The 19,972-nt window shown below is 67.1% G+C and carries 21 protein-coding genes and 1 other RNA gene; 5 read left to right on the forward strand and 17 right to left on the reverse strand.

Translation table 11 applies throughout. The features are described from left to right. Positions 1–31 precede the first annotated feature (31 nt). From tilS to OCH7691_RS17835, 17 genes are all read right to left on the reverse strand, one after another. Positions 32–1,411 carry a tRNA lysidine(34) synthetase TilS gene (gene tilS, locus OCH7691_RS17755; RefSeq protein WP_139839769.1) on the reverse strand — a complete coding sequence of 460 codons (1,380 nt, stop codon included), beginning with the start codon at positions 1,409–1,411 and terminating at the stop codon, positions 32–34. 10 nt (positions 1,412–1,421) lie between these two features. After that, a complete protein-coding gene (gene ybgF / locus OCH7691_RS17760; RefSeq protein WP_085884921.1) occupies positions 1,422–2,444 on the reverse strand; it encodes a tol-pal system protein YbgF in 1,023 nt (340 codons plus the stop codon). 184 nt (positions 2,445–2,628) lie between these two features. Then, positions 2,629–3,165, reverse strand: coding sequence for a peptidoglycan-associated lipoprotein Pal (gene pal, locus OCH7691_RS17765; protein WP_085884922.1), 537 nt, complete (start codon positions 3,163–3,165; stop codon positions 2,629–2,631). A gap of 153 nt (positions 3,166–3,318) precedes the next feature. After that, the gene (gene tolB / locus OCH7691_RS17770; protein ID WP_085884923.1) at positions 3,319–4,668 is read right to left on the reverse strand and encodes a Tol-Pal system beta propeller repeat protein TolB; all 1,350 of its coding nucleotides are present in this window, start codon (positions 4,666–4,668) and stop codon (positions 3,319–3,321) included. Further along, a complete protein-coding gene (gene tolA, locus OCH7691_RS17775; RefSeq protein ID WP_085884924.1) occupies positions 4,665–5,690 on the reverse strand; it encodes a cell envelope integrity protein TolA in 1,026 nt (341 codons plus the stop codon). The genes tolB and tolA overlap by 4 nt, the downstream gene beginning before the upstream one ends. A 20-nt stretch (positions 5,691–5,710) precedes the next feature. Then, positions 5,711–6,169 (reverse strand): ExbD/TolR family protein, encoded by a 459-nt coding sequence (locus OCH7691_RS17780; RefSeq protein ID WP_085884925.1) that lies wholly within the window; start codon positions 6,167–6,169, stop codon positions 5,711–5,713. Between the two features lie 2 nt (positions 6,170–6,171). Next, positions 6,172–6,891, reverse strand: a complete 720-nt coding sequence (tolQ, locus tag OCH7691_RS17785) for a protein TolQ (RefSeq protein ID WP_085884926.1) — start codon at positions 6,889–6,891, stop codon at positions 6,172–6,174. Between the two features lies 1 nt (position 6,892). After that, the gene (gene ybgC, locus OCH7691_RS17790; protein ID WP_281251932.1) at positions 6,893–7,354 is read right to left on the reverse strand and encodes a tol-pal system-associated acyl-CoA thioesterase; all 462 of its coding nucleotides are present in this window, start codon (positions 7,352–7,354) and stop codon (positions 6,893–6,895) included. Beyond that, positions 7,351–8,346, reverse strand: a complete 996-nt coding sequence (gene ruvB / locus OCH7691_RS17795; RefSeq protein WP_370853125.1) for a Holliday junction branch migration DNA helicase RuvB — start codon at positions 8,344–8,346, stop codon at positions 7,351–7,353. The genes ybgC and ruvB overlap by 4 nt, the downstream gene beginning before the upstream one ends. 50 nt (positions 8,347–8,396) lie before the next feature. After that, a complete protein-coding gene (ruvA, locus tag OCH7691_RS17800) occupies positions 8,397–9,017 on the reverse strand; it encodes a Holliday junction branch migration protein RuvA (protein ID WP_085884929.1) in 621 nt (206 codons plus the stop codon). Further along, positions 9,014–9,535: a crossover junction endodeoxyribonuclease RuvC gene (gene ruvC / locus OCH7691_RS17805; RefSeq protein ID WP_085884930.1), complete on the reverse strand. Its 522-nt coding sequence runs from the start codon at positions 9,533–9,535 to the stop codon at positions 9,014–9,016. The genes ruvA and ruvC overlap by 4 nt, the downstream gene beginning before the upstream one ends. Before the next feature lie 22 nt (positions 9,536–9,557). Beyond that, on the reverse strand, positions 9,558–10,310 hold the full coding sequence (locus OCH7691_RS17810; RefSeq protein WP_085884931.1) for a YebC/PmpR family DNA-binding transcriptional regulator: 753 nt from the start codon (positions 10,308–10,310) through the stop codon (positions 9,558–9,560). Between the two features lie 211 nt (positions 10,311–10,521). Continuing rightward, positions 10,522–12,204, reverse strand: a complete 1,683-nt coding sequence (locus OCH7691_RS17815) for a hypothetical protein (protein ID WP_085884932.1) — start codon at positions 12,202–12,204, stop codon at positions 10,522–10,524. Positions 12,205–12,312: 108 nt separating this feature from the next. Next, positions 12,313–12,894: a 5-formyltetrahydrofolate cyclo-ligase gene (locus tag OCH7691_RS17820; RefSeq protein WP_085884933.1), complete on the reverse strand. Its 582-nt coding sequence runs from the start codon at positions 12,892–12,894 to the stop codon at positions 12,313–12,315. Positions 12,895–12,950: 56 nt separating this feature from the next. Continuing rightward, positions 12,951–13,111, reverse strand: a non-coding RNA gene (gene ssrS / locus OCH7691_RS17825) — 6S RNA. Positions 13,112–13,123: 12 nt separating this feature from the next. After that, positions 13,124–13,450: a cell division protein ZapA gene (zapA, locus tag OCH7691_RS17830; protein ID WP_085884934.1), complete on the reverse strand. Its 327-nt coding sequence runs from the start codon at positions 13,448–13,450 to the stop codon at positions 13,124–13,126. Continuing rightward, the gene (locus OCH7691_RS17835) at positions 13,451–13,753 is read right to left on the reverse strand and encodes a hypothetical protein (protein WP_139839771.1); all 303 of its coding nucleotides are present in this window, start codon (positions 13,751–13,753) and stop codon (positions 13,451–13,453) included. It lies immediately after the preceding gene. Between the two features lie 385 nt (positions 13,754–14,138). Here OCH7691_RS17835 and tkt point away from each other — a divergent pair, with 385 nt between their 5' ends. The 5 genes from tkt (at position 14,139) to OCH7691_RS23385 (ending at position 19,933) form a co-directional block, all read left to right on the forward strand. Beyond that, positions 14,139–16,121, forward strand: a complete 1,983-nt coding sequence (gene tkt, locus OCH7691_RS17840) for a transketolase (protein WP_370853126.1) — start codon at positions 14,139–14,141, stop codon at positions 16,119–16,121. A gap of 56 nt (positions 16,122–16,177) precedes the next feature. Then, positions 16,178–17,191: a type I glyceraldehyde-3-phosphate dehydrogenase gene (gene gap, locus OCH7691_RS17845; RefSeq protein ID WP_085884937.1), complete on the forward strand. Its 1,014-nt coding sequence runs from the start codon at positions 16,178–16,180 to the stop codon at positions 17,189–17,191. A 21-nt stretch (positions 17,192–17,212) separates the two neighbouring features. Then, positions 17,213–18,415, forward strand: a complete 1,203-nt coding sequence (locus OCH7691_RS17850) for a phosphoglycerate kinase (protein WP_085884938.1) — start codon at positions 17,213–17,215, stop codon at positions 18,413–18,415. A 61-nt stretch (positions 18,416–18,476) separates the two neighbouring features. Continuing rightward, the gene (locus OCH7691_RS17855) at positions 18,477–19,484 is read left to right on the forward strand and encodes a class I fructose-bisphosphate aldolase (RefSeq protein ID WP_217808125.1); all 1,008 of its coding nucleotides are present in this window, start codon (positions 18,477–18,479) and stop codon (positions 19,482–19,484) included. Between the two features lie 11 nt (positions 19,485–19,495). After that, complete coding sequence (locus OCH7691_RS23385) at positions 19,496–19,933, forward strand: hypothetical protein (protein WP_085884940.1); 438 nt, start codon at positions 19,496–19,498, stop codon at positions 19,931–19,933. Positions 19,934–19,972: the final 39 nt, after the last annotated feature.

The following is a 19,972-nucleotide window of genomic DNA, read 5'->3' on the forward strand; positions in this document are numbered from 1 at the left end:
CGCACCGTCCGACCATCGTTCGCCTTGCTCTTTAAGATAGTGTCAACTTGCGGTGAAGCAACGCGCAAAAAGCGGCGTTTTCCGCGGCGTATCCGAATTCGGGCATGTAGATTGCGCGAATTCCGCTCGTCGCGCGAAAACCGGGGAGCACGGGAACCTCGACAAGCCGCCCGGCCCGCCAGATCCCGGGAAGGCCCTGGCCGACGACCGCCGGGAGGCCGCGCGCCGCCCGGTCGTCCGTCCCCCGACGGGCCTCTGCCCAGCCTGCGCGCCCCAGGCGTCGAACGGTCCATTGGTCCCGTTCGCCCGGCGCCGTAGCGAAGCCAGGCGGAATCGCGATCCGGAAACGGCCGTCCCAGCGGAGCGCCCGTTCCCGGTCATCCTTCTCGCCGCCGACCGGATCGCCGGCCGCGGCCGTACAATCGATCTCGTCGGTAATCCGGCCCGCTTCCCGGCAGAGCATGAGACGGCCGCGCCACGGCACGAGCCGGGCGCCCCCGATGGTCGCGCCACGGAACGCGGGCCAGTCCGCGAGTCCGCCCAGCAAGGCCTCGACCTGCCCGGCCGCCGACGGATAGGTGGCCCCGGAAACGATCTGCAGAAGGCGGCGAAGCGTCAGCAGCGTCGCCGGCGGCGGCGCGGAAAGCAGGGCCCCGGGGCGGACGATCAGCCAGCCCTCCGGCCGGGCCGTGACCGAACTGGCGATCAGCAGGGCCGCCGCCCGGTAGAGCGCGGCGCGCGCGACAACGGCCCGGCCCGCCAGCGCCGTCAGCGGTTCGTCAAGCGGAGCCCCGGCCGGCCCGAGCAGGGCAGCCTCCGCCCAGGTCCGGCTGAATGCCTCCGAACGGTTGCTCGGATCCTCGATCCACGCCTGCCCGCGAGCCCGCAGGAAGTCGCGGAGCCGGGCCGGGTCGACATCGAGAAGGGGGCGGAGCAGACGCAGGCCGTGAACGCTCGCGACCGGGGCGAGTGCCGCCAGTCCCTCCACTCCGCTCCGGCGGGCATGGCGCATGACGGCTGTCGCCGCGACATCGCCCCGATGATGGGCGACCAGCAGATGCAACGCCCCCTCGGCGCGGGCCGCCCGGGCCAGCAGCCGGTAACGGGCTCGGCGCGCCTGGGCCTGGAGATTGCCGCGGCCCGGGCCTGCCGTCCAACGGAGTGTGCGATGCGCGATGCCCTGCGCGGCGCACCAGCGAGCGACCGTGCGGGCCTCGTCGGCCGCTTCTGCGCGCAGGCCGTGATCGACCGTGAGCGCGAACGCCGCGCCGCCACGTTGCCGGGCCCAGCGATCGGCGAGTATCAGCAGCGCCATGCTGTCCGGCCCGCCGGAAACCGCCACGGCCAGCAGCGGCTCGGGCTCGAACGGCCCGAGCGGCGACATCAGGTCCGCGAATTCCCCCGCCTGCAACGGGGTGTCCTCAGGAGCAGCCAGCCTTGCCGCGCTCGCGGGTCGCCAGTTGCTTCAGCCCGCCGGGGGCATCGGGGAACTCGGCGCGGAACTGGTCAAAGACGACGCAGGACTGTTCGCGCTCGCCCATCAGATTGAGCGTCATCGCCAGCTTCAGCAGGCTTGCAGACGCCTTCGGGCTGTCCGGATAGTTCTGGTGCCCGGCCAGGAACGCGGCGGCGGCGTTCGGATAGTCCTGCCGCACATAATAGGTTTCGCCGAGCCAGTATTGCGCGTTGCCGGCCAGTTCGCCCTCCCGGTTGTTCGCCAGGAAATCGTTGAGCGCGACCTCCGCCCGGTCGTAATCGCCGCGCTTGAGCAGCGAAAGCGCCTGCTGATACTGCTCTTCGGGCGTGCCACCGGAAAGATTGGCGACCGTCGACTGGGCGCCCGACAACGGCGTGCTCTCGGCAGATTCACGCGGCGCGGCCCGGCCGGCATCCGGGTTTTCGAGCTGTCCCGGCGAAATCGTGCCGAGCGTTCCCGGCGCCGAGCCTTGCTGGCCGCTGGCGGTACCGCCCACAGCGCCCATGCCGCCACCGCCACCGGCCGCCATGTTCCGTTCGATCGCCGTCAGCCGGAAATCGACGTCCTCGACCAGCTTGTCGACCCGCGTCGTCACCTGTGACAGCCGGAAGCTGTTCTCCTCGACGCGCCCGGTCAGGTCGCGGATCAGTTGCTCGAGCACGTCGAGCCGCTGGGAAAGCATCGCCCCCGCCGGCAATTGCCCGCCGCCGCTCGCGGTCAGACCGCTGGGCGCCGGGGCCGTTACCTGCGACGAGGCCGGCGGCGGATTGCCGCCATACAGCTGCCGCTGCACGTCGGCCAGATCGCGGTCAAGCCGGTTCAGTCGATCGGTCAGCGCCCGCAACTCGCTCGACTGCGCAGCGGCCGGACTGATCTGGCCGTCGACGACGACGGCCAGCGCGAAGGCCAGTAGAAGTGCAAGAATCCGGATCGGGCGATTTCGTGCCGACAAGGTGCGACAAGGCATCGGCAGGCTCCTTCACGGCGTCAGGGACGTGTTGGCGGTGGCTCGGCATCCTTGGCCGGGAAGGTGGCGGAAATATGATGGCGACCACCCCGCCCGGCGGAAAAGGAAAAGCCGCCCGCAGTTACGCCGGAGAATATCCGGCGGCTGAACGGGCGGCTTCCGGCCTCGGGTAACGTAATCGTGTTTAGTTGACGACCGCCACGCCACGACGGTTCTGGGCCCAGGCGGCTTCGTTCGAGCCCAGCGCCACCGGACGCTCCTTACCGTAGGAGATCGTCGAGAGACGGGCCGGGTCGACGCCCAGGTTCACGAGGTAGTTCTTGACAGACGTGGCCCGGCGATCACCCAGCGCGAGGTTGTACTCGCGCGTGCCGCGCTCGTCGGCATGGCCTTCGACAGTCAGCGTGACCTGCGGGTTGGCAGCAAGCCAGGCAGCCTGCCGCTGAAGCGTGTCGCGTGCTTCCGGCGTCAGGTCGTAACGGTCGAGATCGAAGAAAACACGATCGCCGACGTTCAGAACCAGATCTTCCTGGGTGCCCGGCCGCGGGCCAGCCGGCTCGGTCGCCGTGGTAGTGGTGGACTGCGTCGCGGTACCCGAACCTTGCGTCGAGGCCCCCTCGCCCGATGCACCGGCGGAGTCCGTCGGAGCGGTTTCGCAGGCAGCCACAAGTAGCAGCGCTGCGACCGCCCCAATGATTTTGATGCCTAAGTCGAGGCGCATAAACTTGACTCCCATTTGCGGAGAACTTTCATCTTGAGGCGTAACTAGACGCCGCTCTTTGACTTGCCATAGTGTCCGGCAAAGTATTGCCGAAACTCGCCCGGATCACCCGTTTTTTAACGCGTGGGAATATACTGGCCTTACTATTGCAATTCAAGGGCTTCGCGGAGACCACGCGGGGTCCGACGCGTCCATCGGCGTCACCATCATCCGTTCGTTGTGCCCGGTGAGGTCGACTGACCACAGGCGCGCGTCGCCGCCCTTGCCCCCCGCGGTGAAGGGTGTCTGGCGGAAGAACATCAGCACCCGGCCGTTCGGCGCCCAGGTCGGCCCCTCGTCCAGGTAGCTCTCGGTGAGCAGTCTTTCACCCGACCCGTCGGGTCGCACCACGCCGATGTAGAACTTGCCTTTCCAGATCTTCGTGAAAGCGATCAGGTCGCCGCGCGGCGACCAGACCGGGGTCGCGTAACGTCCCTCGCCGAAGCTGATACGGCGCACGTTTCCGCCATCGGCGTCCATCACATAGAGCTGCTGGGTGCCGCCCCTGTCCGAGTTGAAAACGATGGAACGGCCGTCGGGAGAAAAGCAGGGCGAGGTGTCGATCGCCGGGTGATCGGTGAGCCGCTTGCTGACCCGGGTCCGCAGATCGAGCACGTAGACATCGCTGTTCCCGTTCGTGGCCAGGCTCATCGCGACCCGGTTCCCGGTTGGCGAGAAGCGCGGCGCGAAAGTCATGCCGGGGAATTCGCCGAGCACTTCCTGCTGTCCGGTATCGATGTTGTAGAGATAGACCCTGGGCTTGTCGTTGAAGTAGGAGAGATAGGTGATTTCCTGCTGCGTCGGCGAGAAGCGCGGCGTCAGCACGAGACTGGACCCGTTCGTCAGGAACCGGTGATTGGCGCCGTCCTGGTCCATGATCGCCAGCCGCTTGACGCGCCGGTCACCCGGTCCGGATTCGGCGATATAGACGATCCGGGTATCGAAATAACCCTCCTCGCCGGTCATCCGCTTGTAGATCGCGTCGGCAATCTTGTGCGCGATCCGGCGCCAGTTGTCGGGCGTCGTGGTGATCCGCAGACCGACCATGTGCTGTTCGGCGAAGACGTCCCAGAGCCGGAAGTTGGCCTGCAGGCGGCCATCCGGCAGCAGCGAGGTCTGGCCGCTGACCAGCGCCTGGGCATCGAGAATCCGCCAGTCGCCGAAACGGGGAATGTTGACCAAATCGGCCGGCTTCTGGATGAAGGCGCGCGGATCGATCGGCCGGAACAGGCCGGAGCGCTCCAGATCCGCCCGGATCACGCCGGCGATCTCCTGCCCGGTCTGGCGCATTGTGTCGCTGTCGCCGTGAAAATCGGAAACGGCGATCGGCAACGGGTCCACATTACCCTGGGTGATATCGATTTCCAGCACCGCATGGGCCGGAATCGCGGAAACGGCGACGGCCAGGAAGGCGATGAGCCCGCCCAGCGCGCGCGTAACGCCACTGAATCGCTTCTCGGTCATCCGCCAAGCATCTCCTTTGGGTTGAACGTCATCTCGATGTCCCGCCAGCGGTCGTATTTTTCCGCCGGCAGTTTGAATGGCTGGCATTTCAATACCGCGCGCAGCGCGCTCTCGGCCGCGATGCGGTGGAACTCGTCCTGCAGATCGCCCAGGTTCGCGATGGACGGCGAACCGCGCACGCTGCCGTCCGGGTTGAGCGAGAAGCGGATCTTCACGATCAGATTCTCCGCATCGCGGGCCCCGGCGGGGACGATCCAGCAGCGCTGCACCTGCTGGCGCAGGGCATCGATCTCGCTGATCGTCATGCGCTGCGGCATCTGGTTCGACTGAGAGGAACTCGCCTCCAGATGCTTTTGCACGGTGTCCTCGACCGAGCGCTTCTTCGGCTGCTCCTTGAGCTTCTTGTCGAGCAGCGCGGCAAGCTGGCCGGGATCGAATTTCTTCTTGTCCGGCACCGGCTTCGGCGCGGGCTGCGGCTTTGCTGCCGGCTTCGGCTTCGGCGCGGGCAGCGGCGCGGGCTTCGGCGGCACCGCGGCAACCTCGGGCTTCTCCGGCTCGGCCGGCTTCGATTCGACGGTCTCGGGCTTCAGCGCGGGCGCCGGAACCGGGACGGGCGGCGGAGCTTCGGCGGCCGGCACGGGCTCGGGCGGCGTTTCCGGCTGAACGGCGGGCTTCGCGGCAGGGACCGGTTCGGACGGCGGCTCGGGCGGCAGGGCGGCGACAGTCGTCGGTGCCGGGTCCGGCTCGGCCGGTGCCGGCTCGCTCGGCGCGGGCTCGACCTGGGTCGGCTCGGGCTGGGTCGCGGCCTCGGGCGCGGAGGCGGTTTCCGCCGGCGCGACTTCCTCCTCGGACTGCTCGGGCGGCGGCAGGTTGGTGACGTCCTCGATCGGCACGACGATGTCGAGCTGGATCACCGGCGGAGATTCGAGAAGCTCGGGGTCGGAAAAGATCGGCAGCCCCGAATAGAGCAGCACCACGACAGCGGCGTGCAGCACCCCGGACAACAGCAATGGCAGCCGCATTCCGTGCACGCCACTTCCCCTTAGCGAGCCGCCGCGGCGGGCGACTTGGCGTCCGGGTCGCGGGCAACCAGCGCGACGCGCGTATAGCCGGCGGCGGTGATCAGGCCCATCACGTCGAGAACCCGGCCATAATTGATCTGGGAATCGCCGCGAACGAAGATCCGCGCCGTCGTCGAGGCCTGGGTGATCGCCTGCAGTCGCGGAACCAGTTCCTCGCGCGTCACCGGCGTGTCCTGGATATACAGCCCGCCTGCCTTGTCGATGGTGATCGCAAGCGGCTCGTCGGTGCCGGGCAGCGCCGGCGCCTTGCTCTTCGGCAAGTCGACCTGCACGCCGACCGTCAGGAGCGGTGCCGTGACCATGAACACGATGAGCAGCACCAGCATGACGTCGACGAACGGCGTCACGTTGATTTCAGCCATACGGGCGTAGCGGGCCTTGACCCCGCTCCGATAGTTGCCGCCTGCCTTGATGGCCATGATCAGTCATCCTCGAGCTGGCGGGACATGATCGCCGAGAACTCGTTGGCGAAGCCTTCCAGCCGGGTCGCGTAGCGTCCCAGATCGTTGGAGAACTTGTTGTAGGCGACGACCGCCGGGATCGCCGCGACAAGGCCGAGCGCGGTCGCGAACAGCGCCTCGGCGATGCCGGGCGCGACCACGGCAAGGCTGGTGCTCTTGGTCGCGGCAATCGACTGGAAGCTGTTCATGATGCCCCAGACCGTGCCGAACAGGCCGACGAACGGCGCGGTCGAGCCGACCGTCGCGAGGAACCCCATGTAACGCTCGAGACGCTCGAGCTCGCGGTCGATGGTAACCCGCATGACCTGGTTGATCCGGGTCTGCAGGCCGGCGAACCCGCCGCGGCGGACACCCTTGTCAGTCGACCGGCGCCATTCGCGCATCGCCGAGGAGAACAGCAGCGCCATCGGATGGGTCGGTTCCAGCGAAACCGATTCATAGAGATCGTCGAGATTGCCGCCCGACCAGAACTCGTTCTCGAAATCGTCCGCCTGGGCGGTGAGCCGGCGGAATCGCCGCAGCTTCTCGATGATGATCGCCCAGCACCACAACGATGCCACCAGAAGCGCGATCATGACGAGCTGCACGACGATGTCGGCGCGCAGGAAAAGGCTCAACATCGACAGATCGTGCACGCCTGTCCCGAGCGTTTCGGCAATCACTTGGCTTTGCTGTTCCATTTCAGGCAGTCCCGACCCTCTTCGGTTGCATCAGTCCGCTCAGACCGTCGCGGATGGCATCTGGTAGCCGGCGCGGTCGTCCCCCACGATCGACGCAGGCGATCCGTACCTGGCTGCGAACGAGTTCCTCGGCCCCGCGCCGGACGATCTGCTCCGCCCGGACCGTGGCGCCGCCGACCTCGAGAACGCGGGAATGCACCGCAATCCCGTCGTCGAGCCGGGCCGGCTTCAGATATTCGATCGCGCAGTCACGGACAACGAGCGCGAGCCCGGTTCGTTCCAGCATTTCCCGCTGGTCGATCCCCAGCCCGCGCAGCAGGTCGCTCCGGCCACGCTCGCAGAACTTTAGATAGTTGGCGAAATAGACGATGCCACCGCCATCGGTGTCTTCCCAGTAGACAACGAGAGGCAAGACATGGACGTCGCCGCATATTTCGCCCTGCATGCCGGCAATCCCGCTCATGCGTCGTCGCCCTCGTCGAACAGCGGCACCTCGCCCGAAGTTGCCGGGCGAACGAGACCGATATGATCGAACGCGGCGCCGGTCAGCATGCGGCCGCGCGGGGTCCGCTGAAGCAGTCCCTGCTGTATCAGGAACGGCTCGATGATGTCCTCGATCGCGTCACGCGGCTCCGACAGGGCGGCCGCCATGGTCTCGACGCCGACCGGGCCGCCACCGTAATTCCGGGCGATGCAATCGAGATAGCGCCGGTCCATGGCATCGAGACCCAGGCCGTCGACTTCCAGCCGCTGCAAGGCCGCGTCGGCCTGGATACGGTCCACGGTCGTCGCGCCCGCGACCGCCGCGAAGTCGCGTACGCGGCGGAGCAGACGGCCCGCGACGCGCGGCGTCCCCCGGCTGCGACGGGCGATTTCGAAGGCGCCGTCGGCGGTCAGCGCGAAGTCGAACAGCCGGGCGCCGCGGCGGACCACCTCGACCAGTTCCTCGGCCGCGTAGAAATTGAGCCGCAGCGGAATGCCGAAGCGATCGCGAAGCGGCGTCGTGATCAGTCCGGAACGGGTTGTCGCCCCGATCAGTGTGAAGGGCGGAAGGTCGATACGGACCGAACGGGCGGCCGGTCCCTCGCCGATGATCAGGTCGAGCTGGAAATCCTCCATCGCCGGATAGAGGATTTCCTCGACCGCCGGGTTCAGGCGATGGATCTCGTCGATAAACAGGACGTCGCGGGGTTCCAGGTTGGTCAGCAACGCGGCCAGATCGCCGGCCTTCGCGACCACCGGTCCCGACGTGGCCCGAAAGCCGACGCCGAGTTCGCGGGAAACGATCTGCGCCAGCGTCGTCTTGCCGAGCCCCGGGGGACCGAACAGCAGCACGTGATCGAGCGCCTCGCCGCGCCGGCTTGCCGCCTTCACGAAAACCTCGAGGTTCTCGCAGACCTGGCGCTGGCCGATGAAATCGGCGAGGCGTTGCGGCCGGAGCTGGTTCTCGATCATGTCGCCGACGGCGAGGTCGGCTGCGACCACCCGCTCGTGCCCGGTGCCGCTCATCGGGCAAGCTCCTTCAGGCTGCGGGTGATCAGCGCCTCAACCGTGGCGTTGCTGCCGAGAGCGCGGGCGGCGGCGGCAACCGCACCATGCGCGTCAGTCGGGCGATAGCCGAGATTGCCGAGCGCCGACAGCGCATCCTGAACCGCGCCGCCGGTTTGCCAGTCGGCGGAAAGTGGCGCCTCGGCGCCGGCCGCCCCGACCCGGCCGAGAGCCAGCGCGCCGGCCTTGTCCTTCAGTTCGCTCGCGATCCGCGTGGCGAGACGCGGGCCGACGCCGTTGGCACGACCGAGCGCCGCCTTGTCGCCGGCAGCCAGCACCGCGATCAGTTCGTCGGGCGCGAGGATCGAGAGGATGGCCAGAGCGACCCGCGCGCCGACCCCCTGCACGCCCTGAAGGATGCGGAACCATTCGCGTTCCGACCCGTCGCCGAAGCCGTAGAGATGGATATGATCCTCGCGGACATGGGTATCGACGAGCAGCGACGCATCGCCGCCCCGCTCGGGGAGCGAGCGCAGCGTCCGGCTCGAACAGAAAACCAGGTACCCGACGCCGCCGACATCCAGCACCACGTGGTCGTCCCCGATCCCGTCGACGATGCCGCGAAGCTTGGCGATCATCGGAGCGCCGCCGCGAGACCGGCCGCAGCCACCTGGCGCGGGCCGCGATGATGGGCATGGCAGATCGCGACCGCGAGCGCGTCGGCCGCGTGTTCGTTGTCGATCCGCGCGCCGGGCAGGAGGACCGCCATCATCGCGCGGATCTGCTCCTTGCCGGCGTGACCGCTGCCGACCACGGTCTTCTTGATGAGGTTCGGCGCATACTCGGCGACCGGCAGGCCGGCAGCCGCCGGCACCAGGAGGGCGATGCCGCGCGCCTGGCCGAGTTTCAGCGTCGATACCGGGTTCTTGTTCACGAACGTCTCTTCCACCGCCGCCTGGTCGGGGGACCAAGCCTCCACAACCTCGACCAGGCCCCGGTAAAGCTGCAGGAGGCGCTGGGCGAGTTCATCGTTGCCGTCCGAACCGACGACCCCGTGCCCGAGATGCCGCAGACGATAACCGTCCGTCTCGATCACGCCCCAGCCGGTATGGCGAAGGCCCGGGTCGAGGCCCAGTACACGCTGCACTCCTGCCATTCGGCCTTGGCTCCCGCCGGTGCTAGAGGTCGAGCTGCTGCATGATGTCGTCGGCGATGTCGAAATTCGCCGACACCCGCTGCACATCGTCATTGTCGTCGAGGGCGTCGAGCAGCTTGAGAAGCGAACCCGCCTTGTCGGCGTCGTCGACCGCGACGGTGTTCTGCGGTTTCCAGACGAGGCCGGAGGAACGCGGCTCGCCGAAACGCTCCTCGAGCGCCTCGCGGACCTCGTGGAACGATTCGACCGCACAGGTGATCTCGTGCGTCTCGTCGCCGGATTCGACATTCTCCGCACCGGCCTCCAGCGCCGCCTCGAACATGTCGCCCTCGTCCGCAACGGAGGCTTCGTAGATGATCTGGCCGACGCGATCGAACATGAAGGCGACCGAGCCGGTTTCGCCGAGCGATCCGCCGTGCTTGGTGAAGGCCGAACGGATGTCGCCCGCGGTCCGGTTGCGATTGTCGGTCAGTGTCTCCACGATCACCGCAATGCCGCTCGGCCCGTAGCCCTCGTAACGGATCTCCTCGAAGTTGGCCGCGCCGTCGGCACCGGTCGCCCGCTTGATCGCCCGGTCGATATTGTCCTTCGGCATGTTCGCCTGGCGTGCCGCCGCGATGGCGCTGCGCAGGCGCGGATTCATGGCCGGGTCGGGCAAGCCGCTGCGTGCCGCGACCATCAGTTCCTTGATCAGCTTCGTGAAGACCTTGGCCCGCTTGGCGTCCTGTGCGCCCTTGCGGTACATGATGTTCTTGAATTGTGAATGGCCCGCCATAGACGCGTCTCTTGTCTTCCCTAGTGACTGCAATTAGAAGTAGGTACCACATCTTGTGGTAGGCCGCAGCCTATATCGCTAACCTGCAATTACGGCGATATTTTGGCGCGGCCGGTCGCTCGCGCGGCTTTATAACGCCAGAGGCAGGCAGGGGGAAACCCCCGTCGGGCGGGGGATGCAATCAGGCGGCGGAATCCGGCCCGATCGGGCGTCAGGAGGCGTCGATCTTGGCGGCGGCCAGCAGGCCCTGGAATTCCTTCAGGCCCTGGGCCATTGCCGCCTCGCCGTCGTAGCTGCCCATCAGGCCAGACAGGAAGCCCGGTTTCTTCAGATAGACGAGCGTGCGCTGCTTGGCCATCCGCTTGGCATTGCCGTCGGTCAACAGGCCGGAGGCGCAGAACCGGAGCAGCGCGAGCCCGGTCTCGACGAAATTGTCGCCCTTGCCCTCGAGCCGCGCGAGCAGCTTCTCGCTTGCGAGGATCTTGACGGCGATCTCGTCGAGCCGATCGCACAGATGGCGACGGTTCAGTTCGTCGAAACCGGAATCGACCACCGCGGCCTCGGCCCGGCACAGCCAACGCAGCCGGTCGAAAACGTTGCCGTTCTCCTTGACGAAGAAGATCTCGTTGTCGGCCGAACCGATCAGCGGCTTGATATAGCCCGCCAGCGTCCGCTTGTTCGTGCCGCCGACGATCCCGGGCTCGATCTGCAGCAGGCGCTCGGCCCGCTGCGCCGGATTCTCGCATTCGCCGAGCAGCCGTTCGATGGCGAAAGCGGTGATCAGCCGTTCGGAGCGCTCCTTGAGCACCTCCATGAGCTTCTCGCCGCCGGCATACTCGCCGTCGTCGAGGCGGAGGCGGTCGAGCATCTCGGAATTGAACAGGATGTCGTCGACGACGCCGGCGCGCATTTCCTTTTTGCCCCGGAGAGCCGCATAGACGCGCCCGAGCAGGGCATCACGGGTATGGTTCATGCCGCCATCGGCGATCCGCTCGGCGAGCTGGGTGATGCCGGGAAGCATCTCACCGCCACCCTCGTCGGTCCGCCCCTTGCCGATCGCGATATCCGCCAGGCCAAGGACCGCGGTACCGAGTTCCCCTTCCTGGCCGAACAGTTCCGACAGGTTCGACATGCCGTCGAAGAACTCGGCCAGCAACATGTCGAAGAACGGATAGGCTTCCTTCCGGTCACACCGGGCGAAGAGGGAGAGCACCCGGTTCAGCTTCGTCCTGACGCCCTTGATCTCGAACAGCTCGATCGCCATCGCGCACTGGAACAGGTAGCCGCGCCGGCTGTCGCCCGCCAGGGCATCGACGAGGCCGTTGATGTCGTCGCCCTGGAGCTTCTTCAGGTCGCCCTTCTTGAAATCCTTGCGCAGGATGTCGGCGGCCGCGTTGATGAGATTGTAGATCTCGAGCATGCGCTTGCGCAGATCCTGGCCCGACTCGCGGGCCTGAGCGATCGCCGCCCGCTGTACGGCGCCCTGCATGATGGTGCCGGTATCCTCGAGACGTTCGAAATGCTCGATATGATGCAGCAGCTCGAGCGGGATGATGCCCCAGCGGTCGAGCGACTCCTTCAGGTAGCGGCGGATCGAATCGCGGCCGGTGATGGAATAGAAGTCGTCGGGCTTCCAGCAGGCGACGCCGGCATCCTCATCGTCGTGCTTGGAGGCCTTGCGCTTGTCGCCCTCGAAGAAGACCTCGGTCTCCTTGAAGATGTTCTCGGTCTCGTCGAAACTCGTCTTGACGACCCGGACGGCCTTGAAACGGCCCTGGGTACGGCGCGCCTTCGCGTCGGCGATCGCCGCTTCCTTGTCTCGTAGCGTATTGACGAGCGTCCAGTTCGTACCGCTCTGCGCCAACACCTCGAAGCTGAATTTCTGACTCGACAATGCTACCACCGTTTTCGTGCGTCGACATTCGGGCTGCTGGTCCGAAACTAGGGCGAAAACGGTTAAAAATGTATGCACCCGGGCGCGCCGCGCCGCAGACGCGCGCCATTACAAGAATTGCGCGAACTCTTCGGTAACGATGCAATCCAGCGCGATATCGTGGGATTCCGCCGGCAGCGCGGGGAACATCTGGGCGCTGTAGGCGAGACCGACCGCCATGACAGGGGCGGTCGCCCGTAGGTGTTCGAGCGTGCGATCGTAGAAGCCGCCGCCATAGCCGAGACGATGTCCCGCCGGATCGAATGCCAGCAGCGGCAACACAACGATCGCGGGTATCACTTCGGGGGCGGATGGCGGCGGTTCGAGAATCCCCCAGCGTCCCGGCATCATCCCGGTTTCCGGCGACCAGCGACGGAACACCAGGGGCGCCTGCGGGGCGACGACAACCGGCAGGGCGACCACCGCCCCCGCAGCCAGCAACGCGTCGCGAAGCGGGCCGGTATCGAGTTCACCCCGGAAACTGGAAAAGACCGAGACCACCGTCCCGGGCGGAATGGCGATCGCCGCCATGAAATTCCGCGCCGCCGCTTCCGCGGCAGCCCGTGCGGCCGCCGGGTCGCCGCCGGCAATCGCATCCCGTCGCGCCCGCGCTTCGGCGCGGAGCATCGCCTTGTTCGGCGCGGCTGTCATGACGCAGGTCGGACGGCGTTCGCGGTCCGGTCTGTCGGGGTCTTGAGGGGGAAGTTGGCGGGACCACCAGAGCCGTGGAAATGAAATGAACCTCTGTGGCCTGACAAAGTCAGGTGGGCACCGTGTGTCCGGAACCAGGGTTCCGGCCAGGGACAGCTCCCTAGGTTCTCTTTATTGGCCCCAGGGTCATGATTTCTCACGCGATCGGCAGTACCCGCCAGCCCTATAGTTAGGCGCGCTCGAGCCGGGCCGCAATAGCGTCGATGCGCCGGGCGACATCGTCGATGAGCGCCGCGTCGAACGGTTCGGCCGTGATCGGGTCGGGATCGTTCGCCCGGCTCTTCTCGAGTTCTTCGTAGGCGTCGGCCAGATCGTCCGAGACCAGCAACGCCGCCATCAGCAGGAGTTGCGCCTCGCCCACGTTGCCGACCCCGCGGGCCAGACTCGTCACACGCTCGTCGAGATAACGCGCGAGATAGGAGACATGCTCCTCCTCGCCATCGTCACAGCCAAGCGTGTAGCTCCGGTTATTGATGGAAACGGTGACGCGCGCCATTTATTGCCCCATCGCGAGCTTGATTCTGTCGATCGTCCCGTCCAGCCGGTCGGACACGACCTCGGTGGCGGCACGCAGACGGGCGATTTCCTCGTCGCGCTCCCTGACCCGACGTTCGAGTTCCCGCCGCGCCAGGCGCTGCATCTCGACTTCCTCGGTCAGCTCGTCGCGCTCGCGTCGCAACTCCTCGAGCTCGGCGATGTCATCGTCTTCGACACCGGCCGATGCCCGGCTTTCCACCGCACGCTCCAGGCGCCGCAATGCAGCGGTCAACCTTTCGCGGGCCGATTCCCCATCCGTCATGCGTTCACTGTTCCTCGACGCTACACGCCGGTTCTCTGTTCGCCAAACCGGGACAGTATGGCGGGCGGTAAAAATCCGTCAACCGCAACCTGATCGCCCGCCCAACGCCCTCAATAGACCATTTCGGCGTAAAGAAGCGGTTGACGTTCAGGGGATTGACCGGCATTTTCCGCCCCGGATCGGCCAGCGTCCTCGGGTTCGATATCCAAGCAGCATTGCGCCAGCAACCCTGATCCAGGGGCCGGCCCCGTCGGGCGACGGCCAAGGGGCGCCAGCGCGCATGTCCGGTTACGGCGCGCGGGACCGACAAGACGATGTCGGCACCGGAGGGCGCGGCCAGCATTCTAAGTGAGTTGAAGTCATGAACGACACTGGCGTCGCGGCCGTGGCCGACGAGATCACCGAGCAGGATATGGCCAACGCCATCCGGGCCCTGGCCATGGACGCGGTCCAGAAGGCCAACTCCGGCCATCCCGGCATGCCGATGGGCATGGCGGACGTGGCCACGGTCCTGTTCAACCGGTTCCTGAAATTCGACCCGGCGGAGCCCGGCTGGGCCGACCGCGACCGTTTCGTGCTCTCCGCCGGGCACGGCTCGATGCTGCTCTACAGCCTGCTGCACCTGACCGGCTACGAGGCGGTGACGCTCGACCAGCTCCGGAATTTCCGCCAACTCGGCAGCCTCACCCCCGGCCATCCGGAATACGGCCATACGCCGGGCGTCGAGACCACGACCGGCCCGCTCGGCCAGGGTCTCACGACCGCGGTCGGCATGGCGCTCGGCGAGCGGCTGCTCAACGCCCGCTTCGGCGACCTCGTCGATCACCGCACCTATGTGATTGCCGGCGACGGCTGCCTGATGGAAGGGATCAGCCACGAGGCGATCTCGCTCGCCGGGCATCTCAGGCTCGGCAAGCTGATCGTCCTCTGGGACGACAACGAGATTACCATCGACGGCGGCACCGACCTCTCGGTCTCCGACAACCAGGGCGACCGCTTCGCGGCCCAGGGCTGGCATGTCCAGCGCGTCGACGGCCATGATCCGGAAGCGATCGCGGTCGCGATCGAACTGGCCCAGGCGAGCGAGGAGCCGTCGCTGATCGCCTGCCGCACGGTGATCGGCTACGGCGCCCCCAACAAGCAGGGCACCTCGGCGACCCACGGCGCGCCGCTCGGCGATGCCGAGATCGCCGCCGCCCGCGAGACGCTCGGCTGGCCCTACCCGCCGTTCGAGATTCCGCAGCCGATCCGCAAGCTCTGGCTGAAAGCCGGCCGCAAGGGTGCCAGGGCACGGGCGGCCTGGGAGAAGGCCCTCGGCGAGGCGCCGGCGGCGACCCGCACCGCCTTCGAGGCCGCGCTCTCCGGCAAGCTTCCGGCAGCCTTCGCCGAACAGATGGCCGCCTACAAGGCCGAACTCGCGGCCAAGGCGCCGCGAGTGGCGACCCGCAAGGCCTCGCAGATGGCGCTCGAGGTAATCAACGGCGCAATCGTCGAAACCGTCGGCGGCTCGGCCGACCTGACCGGCTCGAACAACACCAAGACCTCGCAGACCCTGCCCGTCACGGCCGACGACTTCAGCGGCCGCTACATTTACTACGGCGTGCGCGAGCATGGCATGGCGGCGGTCATGAACGGGCTGGCGCTGCACGGCGGCGTCATTCCCTACGGCGGCACCTTCCTGGTCTTTACCGACTATGCCCGGCCGGCGATCCGGCTGTCGGCGCTGATGGGCCTGCGCGTGATCTACGTGATGACGCACGATTCGATCGGTCTCGGCGAGGACGGCCCGACCCACCAGCCGGTCGAGCATCTTGCCGCGCTCCGCGCCATCCCCAACCTCGCGGTCTACCGTCCGGCCGACGCGATGGAGACCGCGGAATGCTGGGAAGCGGCATTGCAGAGCGATTCCATGCCGTCGGTGATCGCGCTCAGCCGCCAGGACCTGACCGCCTACCGTACCGAGGTCCCGACCGAGAATCTCTGCGCCCGCGGCGCCTATGAACTGCGCGCCGCCGACGGCGACGCGAAGGTGACGCTGATCGCCAGCGGCTCGGAAGTCGAACTGGTCTGCGAAGCCCGTGATCGCCTGCAGCAGGCCGGGATCCCGACGCGCGTCGTCTCGATGCCGTCCTGGGAGGCGTTCGAGCGGCAGAGCGACGCCTATCGTCGCGACACGCTCCGTCCCGACACCCTGCGGATCGCGGTCGAGGCTGCAACCATGCTGGGCTGGGAGCGTTATGTGGGTGACACGGGCGTGACCATCGGCATGACCGCTTTCGGTGCCTCGGCACCCTATAAGGAACTCTATAACCATTTCGGCCTGACTGTGGAGGCGATCGTCGAAGCGGCGAAATCGCGCCTCGGCTGAGTCGGAAAACAAGCAACAGGGCCGCACGGGCGGCCGCAGGATAGGAGTTTGACGAGATGACGGTTCGCGTTGCCATCAACGGTTTTGGTCGGATCGGGCGGTTGGTGCTGCGCGCCATTCACGAGCAGGGGCGCGACGACATCGAGGTCGTGGCTATCAACGACCTCGGCTCGGTCGAAACCAACGCCCACCTGCTGCGCTACGATTCGGTCCATGGTCGCTTCAACGGCACCGTCACCGTCGGAGACAACAGCATGGATATCGGCCGCGGCCCGATGCGGGTCACCGCCGAGCGCGATCCTGCGAAACTGCCCTGGCGCGAACTGAACGTCGATGTCGCGCTCGAATGCACCGGCTTCTTCGCCAGCAAGGAAGCCGCGTCGAAGCATCTCGAAGCGGGCGCCAAACGCGTCCTGGTCTCGGCCCCGGCGAGCGGCGCCGACATGACCGTCGTCTTTGGCGTCAACCACGACAAGCTGACGGCCGATCACAGGGTGGTCTCGAACGCCTCCTGCACGACCAACTGCCTGGCGCCGGTCGCCAAGGTGCTGAACGACGCGATCGGCATCGATCGCGGTTTCATGACCACGGTGCATTCCTATACCGGCGACCAGCCGGTGCTGGACACGCTGCACAAGGACCTGCGCCGAGCCCGCGCCGCGGCGACCTCGATGATCCCGACCTCGACGGGCGCCGCCCGCGCCGTCGCCCTCGTCCTGCCGGAACTCGACGGCAAGCTCGACGGCACGTCGATCCGGGTCCCGACCCCGAACGTCTCGCTGATCGACCTCACCTTCTCGGCCAAGCGCGCGACCACGGTCGAGGAAGTGAACGAGGCGATCAGGAAGGCCAGCCAGGGCAACAGCCCGCTGGCCGGCATCTTGATGACCAACGACCAGCCGCTGGTTTCCACCGACTTTAACCACAATGCCGCCAGCTCGACCTTCGACCTCACCCAGACCCAGGTGATCGACGGCACCTTCGTCCGCGTGCTCTCGTGGTACGATAACGAATGGGGCTTCTCGAACAGGATGTCGGATACGGCGGTGGCGATGGGCAAGCTCGGCTGAGCGGCCGGGGTTCCCGTCACAATGGCTGACTTCCGGACTCTCGACGACGCGGCGGTCAAGGGCCGCCGCGTTCTCGTCCGCGTCGATCTGAACGTTCCCATGAAGGACGGCCGCGTCACCGACGCGACCCGGATCGACCGCATCCTGCCGACCCTGCGGGAACTTGCCGCCTCTGGCGCGCGGATCGGCATTCTTGCCCATTTCGGCCGCCCGAAGGGCGAGCCCGTGCCGGAGATGTCGCTTCGGCCGGTGGTCGGACCGCTCGCCGAACGGCTCGGCGTGCCGGTCGCCTTCGCCGACGATTGCATCGGCGACGAGGCCGAGGCCGCGATGGCGGCGCTCGGCGACGGCCAGGCAGTGCTTCTCGAGAATACCCGCTTCCACAAGGGAGAGGAGAGGAACGACCCGGATTTCGTCGCCCGACTGGCGAAACTCGGCGAGATCTACGTCAACGACGCCTTTTCCTGCGCCCACCGCGCGCACGCCTCGTCCGAGGGGCTGGCCCACCGGTTGCCGGCCTACGCGGGTCGGAACATGGAAGCCGAACTGAAGGCGCTCGGCAACGCGCTCGAACGGCCTGAACGGCCGCTCACGGCAATCGTCGGCGGCGCCAAAGTCTCGACCAAGCTGGCGCTGCTCGGTAATCTCGTGACCAGGGTCGACAACCTGATCATCGGCGGCGGAATGGCCAATACCTTCCTGCACGCGCAGGGCATCAAGGTCGGCGCCTCGCTCTGCGAACCCGACCTGGCCGACACGGCACGCGAAATCCTCGCCAAGGCCGACAAGGCGGGGTGCCGGATCGTGCTGCCGACGGACGCCATCGTCGCCCGGGAGTTCGCCGCCAACGCGGCCCACCGCGCGGTCTCGATCGACGCCGTTGCCGACGACGACATGATTCTCGATGTCGGACCGGAGAGCGTCATGGCGGTGAACACGCTGCTCGAGGTCAGCAAGACCCTGGTCTGGAACGGCCCGCTCGGCGCCTTCGAGACGCCGCCCTTCGAGGCCGGGACCGTTGCCGTCGCCGATCATGCGGCAAATCTCTGCGCGGACGGCCGTCTGCTCGCCGTTGGCGGCGGAGGCGATACGGTCGCGGCGCTGGCGATGGCCAACGCGGCCGACCGCTTCACCTATGTATCGACCGCCGGCGGTGCCTTTCTCGAATGGATCGAGGGACGCGAACTGCCCGGGGTCAAGGCATTGTCAACAACTGTCTGTTAGAGAGCCTCGACCCTGGAGAGGTTTTCACGAACTGGAGATGAGAAATATGGCGTCGCACGACATGGCTAGCATCGCGCAGGCGTTGGTCGCGAAGAGCAAGGGCATCCTGGCCGCCGACGAAAGCACGGGCACGATCGCCAAGCGCCTGACACTGATCGGCATGCCCTCGACCGAGGAGAATCGCCGCGACTGGCGGGAGCTTCTGTTCACCGCCGACGGCTTCGCCGACTATATCAGCGGCGTGATCCTCTACGACGAGACGATCCGCCAGAAAGCGAAGGACGGCACGCCGTTCGTCGACCTCCTGAACAAGGCCGGCGTCATCCCGGGCATCAAGGTCGACATGGGCGCGAAGCCGCTTGCCGGTTCCCCGGACGAGAAGGTCACCGAAGGCCTGGACGGGTTGCGCGAAAGGCTGGCCGAGTACCGCAAGATCGGCGCCCGCTTCGCGAAATGGCGGGCGGTCATCGACATCGCCGCCGACCAGCCGAGTAACTATTGCCTCGACGTCAACGCCCATGCGCTGGCCCGCTACGCGGCGCTCTGCCAGGAAGCGGACATCGTGCCGATCGTCGAGCCGGAAGTGCTGATGGACGGCGACCACGACATCGACCGCTGCTACGAGGTCACGAGTGCCGCGCTCAGGACCGTCTTCGCGGCCCTCGATACCCAGCGCGTCGTTCTGGAAGAGATGCTGCTGAAGCCGAACATGGTGATTTCCGGGAAGAAGTGCCCGACCCAGGCGAGCGCCGCCGAGATCGCCGAGAAGACCGTCCGCTGCTTCCGCAATACCGTTCCAGCGGCGGTGCCCGGCATCGTCTTCCTGTCGGGCGGGCAGTCGGACGAGGACGCGACGGCCAATCTCGACGCCATCAACCGGATCGGCAACCTGCCATGGGAAGTGAGCTATTCCTACGGCCGGGCGCTGCAGCATGGCGCCCTGATGGCCTGGGGCGGCAAGCCGGGGAATGTCGGCGCCGGCCAGCGTGCCTTCGCCCATCGTGCGCGGCTTGTTTCCGCCGCCCGCGACGGCCGTTACAGCGCGAAGATGGAAAGCGAGGCCGCCTGAAGCCGAAGGCGATGACGACGGCGCCTGCCCCACCGGGGTGCGCCGTCGTCTTCCACGATCTAGACGAGGCCCGGACGATCCTCGCTGCCGGCCTCCGGGCCGACCGCCCGGTCCTCCTGGTGACGCCGAAGAACGCCACCGCTATGGTCGGCGCGCTGCCGTTCCAGGAGATCTTCGCCGAGGCCAGCAGGACGCATCCCGGGGCCCGGGCGCGCCTGCTGATCGATTGCGGCGACGATGCCGCATTGGCGCACGCGCTCATTGCCAACGACGCCACGGACATCGTATTCAGCGGACCGGACGGCCAGTTGCGGCGGCTGCGGAACCTTGCCGCCGCGCGCGGCGACGCCACGTCGATCGCGACCTGCCGGCCCGCGGCCTGGTCGGCGGCGGCCGGCGCGCTCGACGAGGAAAGACTGGTCCGCCGCTTTGCCGCGACGCCGGCCTGAGATCATGGAACAATCCGGACCGCCCGCCCCGGCGCGCGG

The organism is Oceanibacterium hippocampi (genome assembly GCF_900172325.1).
Classification (GTDB): Bacteria; Pseudomonadota; Alphaproteobacteria; order Sneathiellales; family Sneathiellaceae; genus Oceanibacterium; species Oceanibacterium hippocampi.

Coding starts and splice junctions, on each gene's coding strand:
- ybgF (WP_085884921.1), bottom strand. CDS start 2,444: ATGCCTTGTCGCACCTTGTCGGCACGAAATCGCCCGATCCGGATTCTT.
- pal (WP_085884922.1), bottom strand. CDS start 3,165: ATGCGCCTCGACTTAGGCATCAAAATCATTGGGGCGGTCGCAGCGCTG.
- tolB (WP_085884923.1), bottom strand. CDS start 4,668: ATGACCGAGAAGCGATTCAGTGGCGTTACGCGCGCGCTGGGCGGGCTC.
- tolA (WP_085884924.1), bottom strand. CDS start 5,690: ATGCGGCTGCCATTGCTGTTGTCCGGGGTGCTGCACGCCGCTGTCGTG.
- OCH7691_RS17780 (WP_085884925.1), bottom strand. CDS start 6,169: ATGGCCATCAAGGCAGGCGGCAACTATCGGAGCGGGGTCAAGGCCCGC.
- tolQ (WP_085884926.1), bottom strand. CDS start 6,891: ATGGAACAGCAAAGCCAAGTGATTGCCGAAACGCTCGGGACAGGCGTG.
- ybgC (WP_281251932.1), bottom strand. CDS start 7,354: ATGAGCGGGATTGCCGGCATGCAGGGCGAAATATGCGGCGACGTCCAT.
- ruvB (WP_370853125.1), bottom strand. CDS start 8,346: ATGATCGAGAACCAGCTCCGGCCGCAACGCCTCGCCGATTTCATCGGC.
- ruvA (WP_085884929.1), bottom strand. CDS start 9,017: ATGATCGCCAAGCTTCGCGGCATCGTCGACGGGATCGGGGACGACCAC.
- ruvC (WP_085884930.1), bottom strand. CDS start 9,535: ATGGCAGGAGTGCAGCGTGTACTGGGCCTCGACCCGGGCCTTCGCCAT.
- OCH7691_RS17810 (WP_085884931.1), bottom strand. CDS start 10,310: ATGGCGGGCCATTCACAATTCAAGAACATCATGTACCGCAAGGGCGCA.
- OCH7691_RS17820 (WP_085884933.1), bottom strand. CDS start 12,894: ATGACAGCCGCGCCGAACAAGGCGATGCTCCGCGCCGAAGCGCGGGCG.
- zapA (WP_085884934.1), bottom strand. CDS start 13,450: ATGGCGCGCGTCACCGTTTCCATCAATAACCGGAGCTACACGCTTGGC.
- OCH7691_RS17835 (WP_139839771.1), bottom strand. CDS start 13,753: ATGACGGATGGGGAATCGGCCCGCGAAAGGTTGACCGCTGCATTGCGG.
- gap (WP_085884937.1), top strand. CDS start 16,178: ATGACGGTTCGCGTTGCCATCAACGGTTTTGGTCGGATCGGGCGGTTG.
- OCH7691_RS17850 (WP_085884938.1), top strand. CDS start 17,213: ATGGCTGACTTCCGGACTCTCGACGACGCGGCGGTCAAGGGCCGCCGC.
- OCH7691_RS17855 (WP_217808125.1), top strand. CDS start 18,477: ATGGCTAGCATCGCGCAGGCGTTGGTCGCGAAGAGCAAGGGCATCCTG.
- OCH7691_RS23385 (WP_085884940.1), top strand. CDS start 19,496: ATGACGACGGCGCCTGCCCCACCGGGGTGCGCCGTCGTCTTCCACGAT.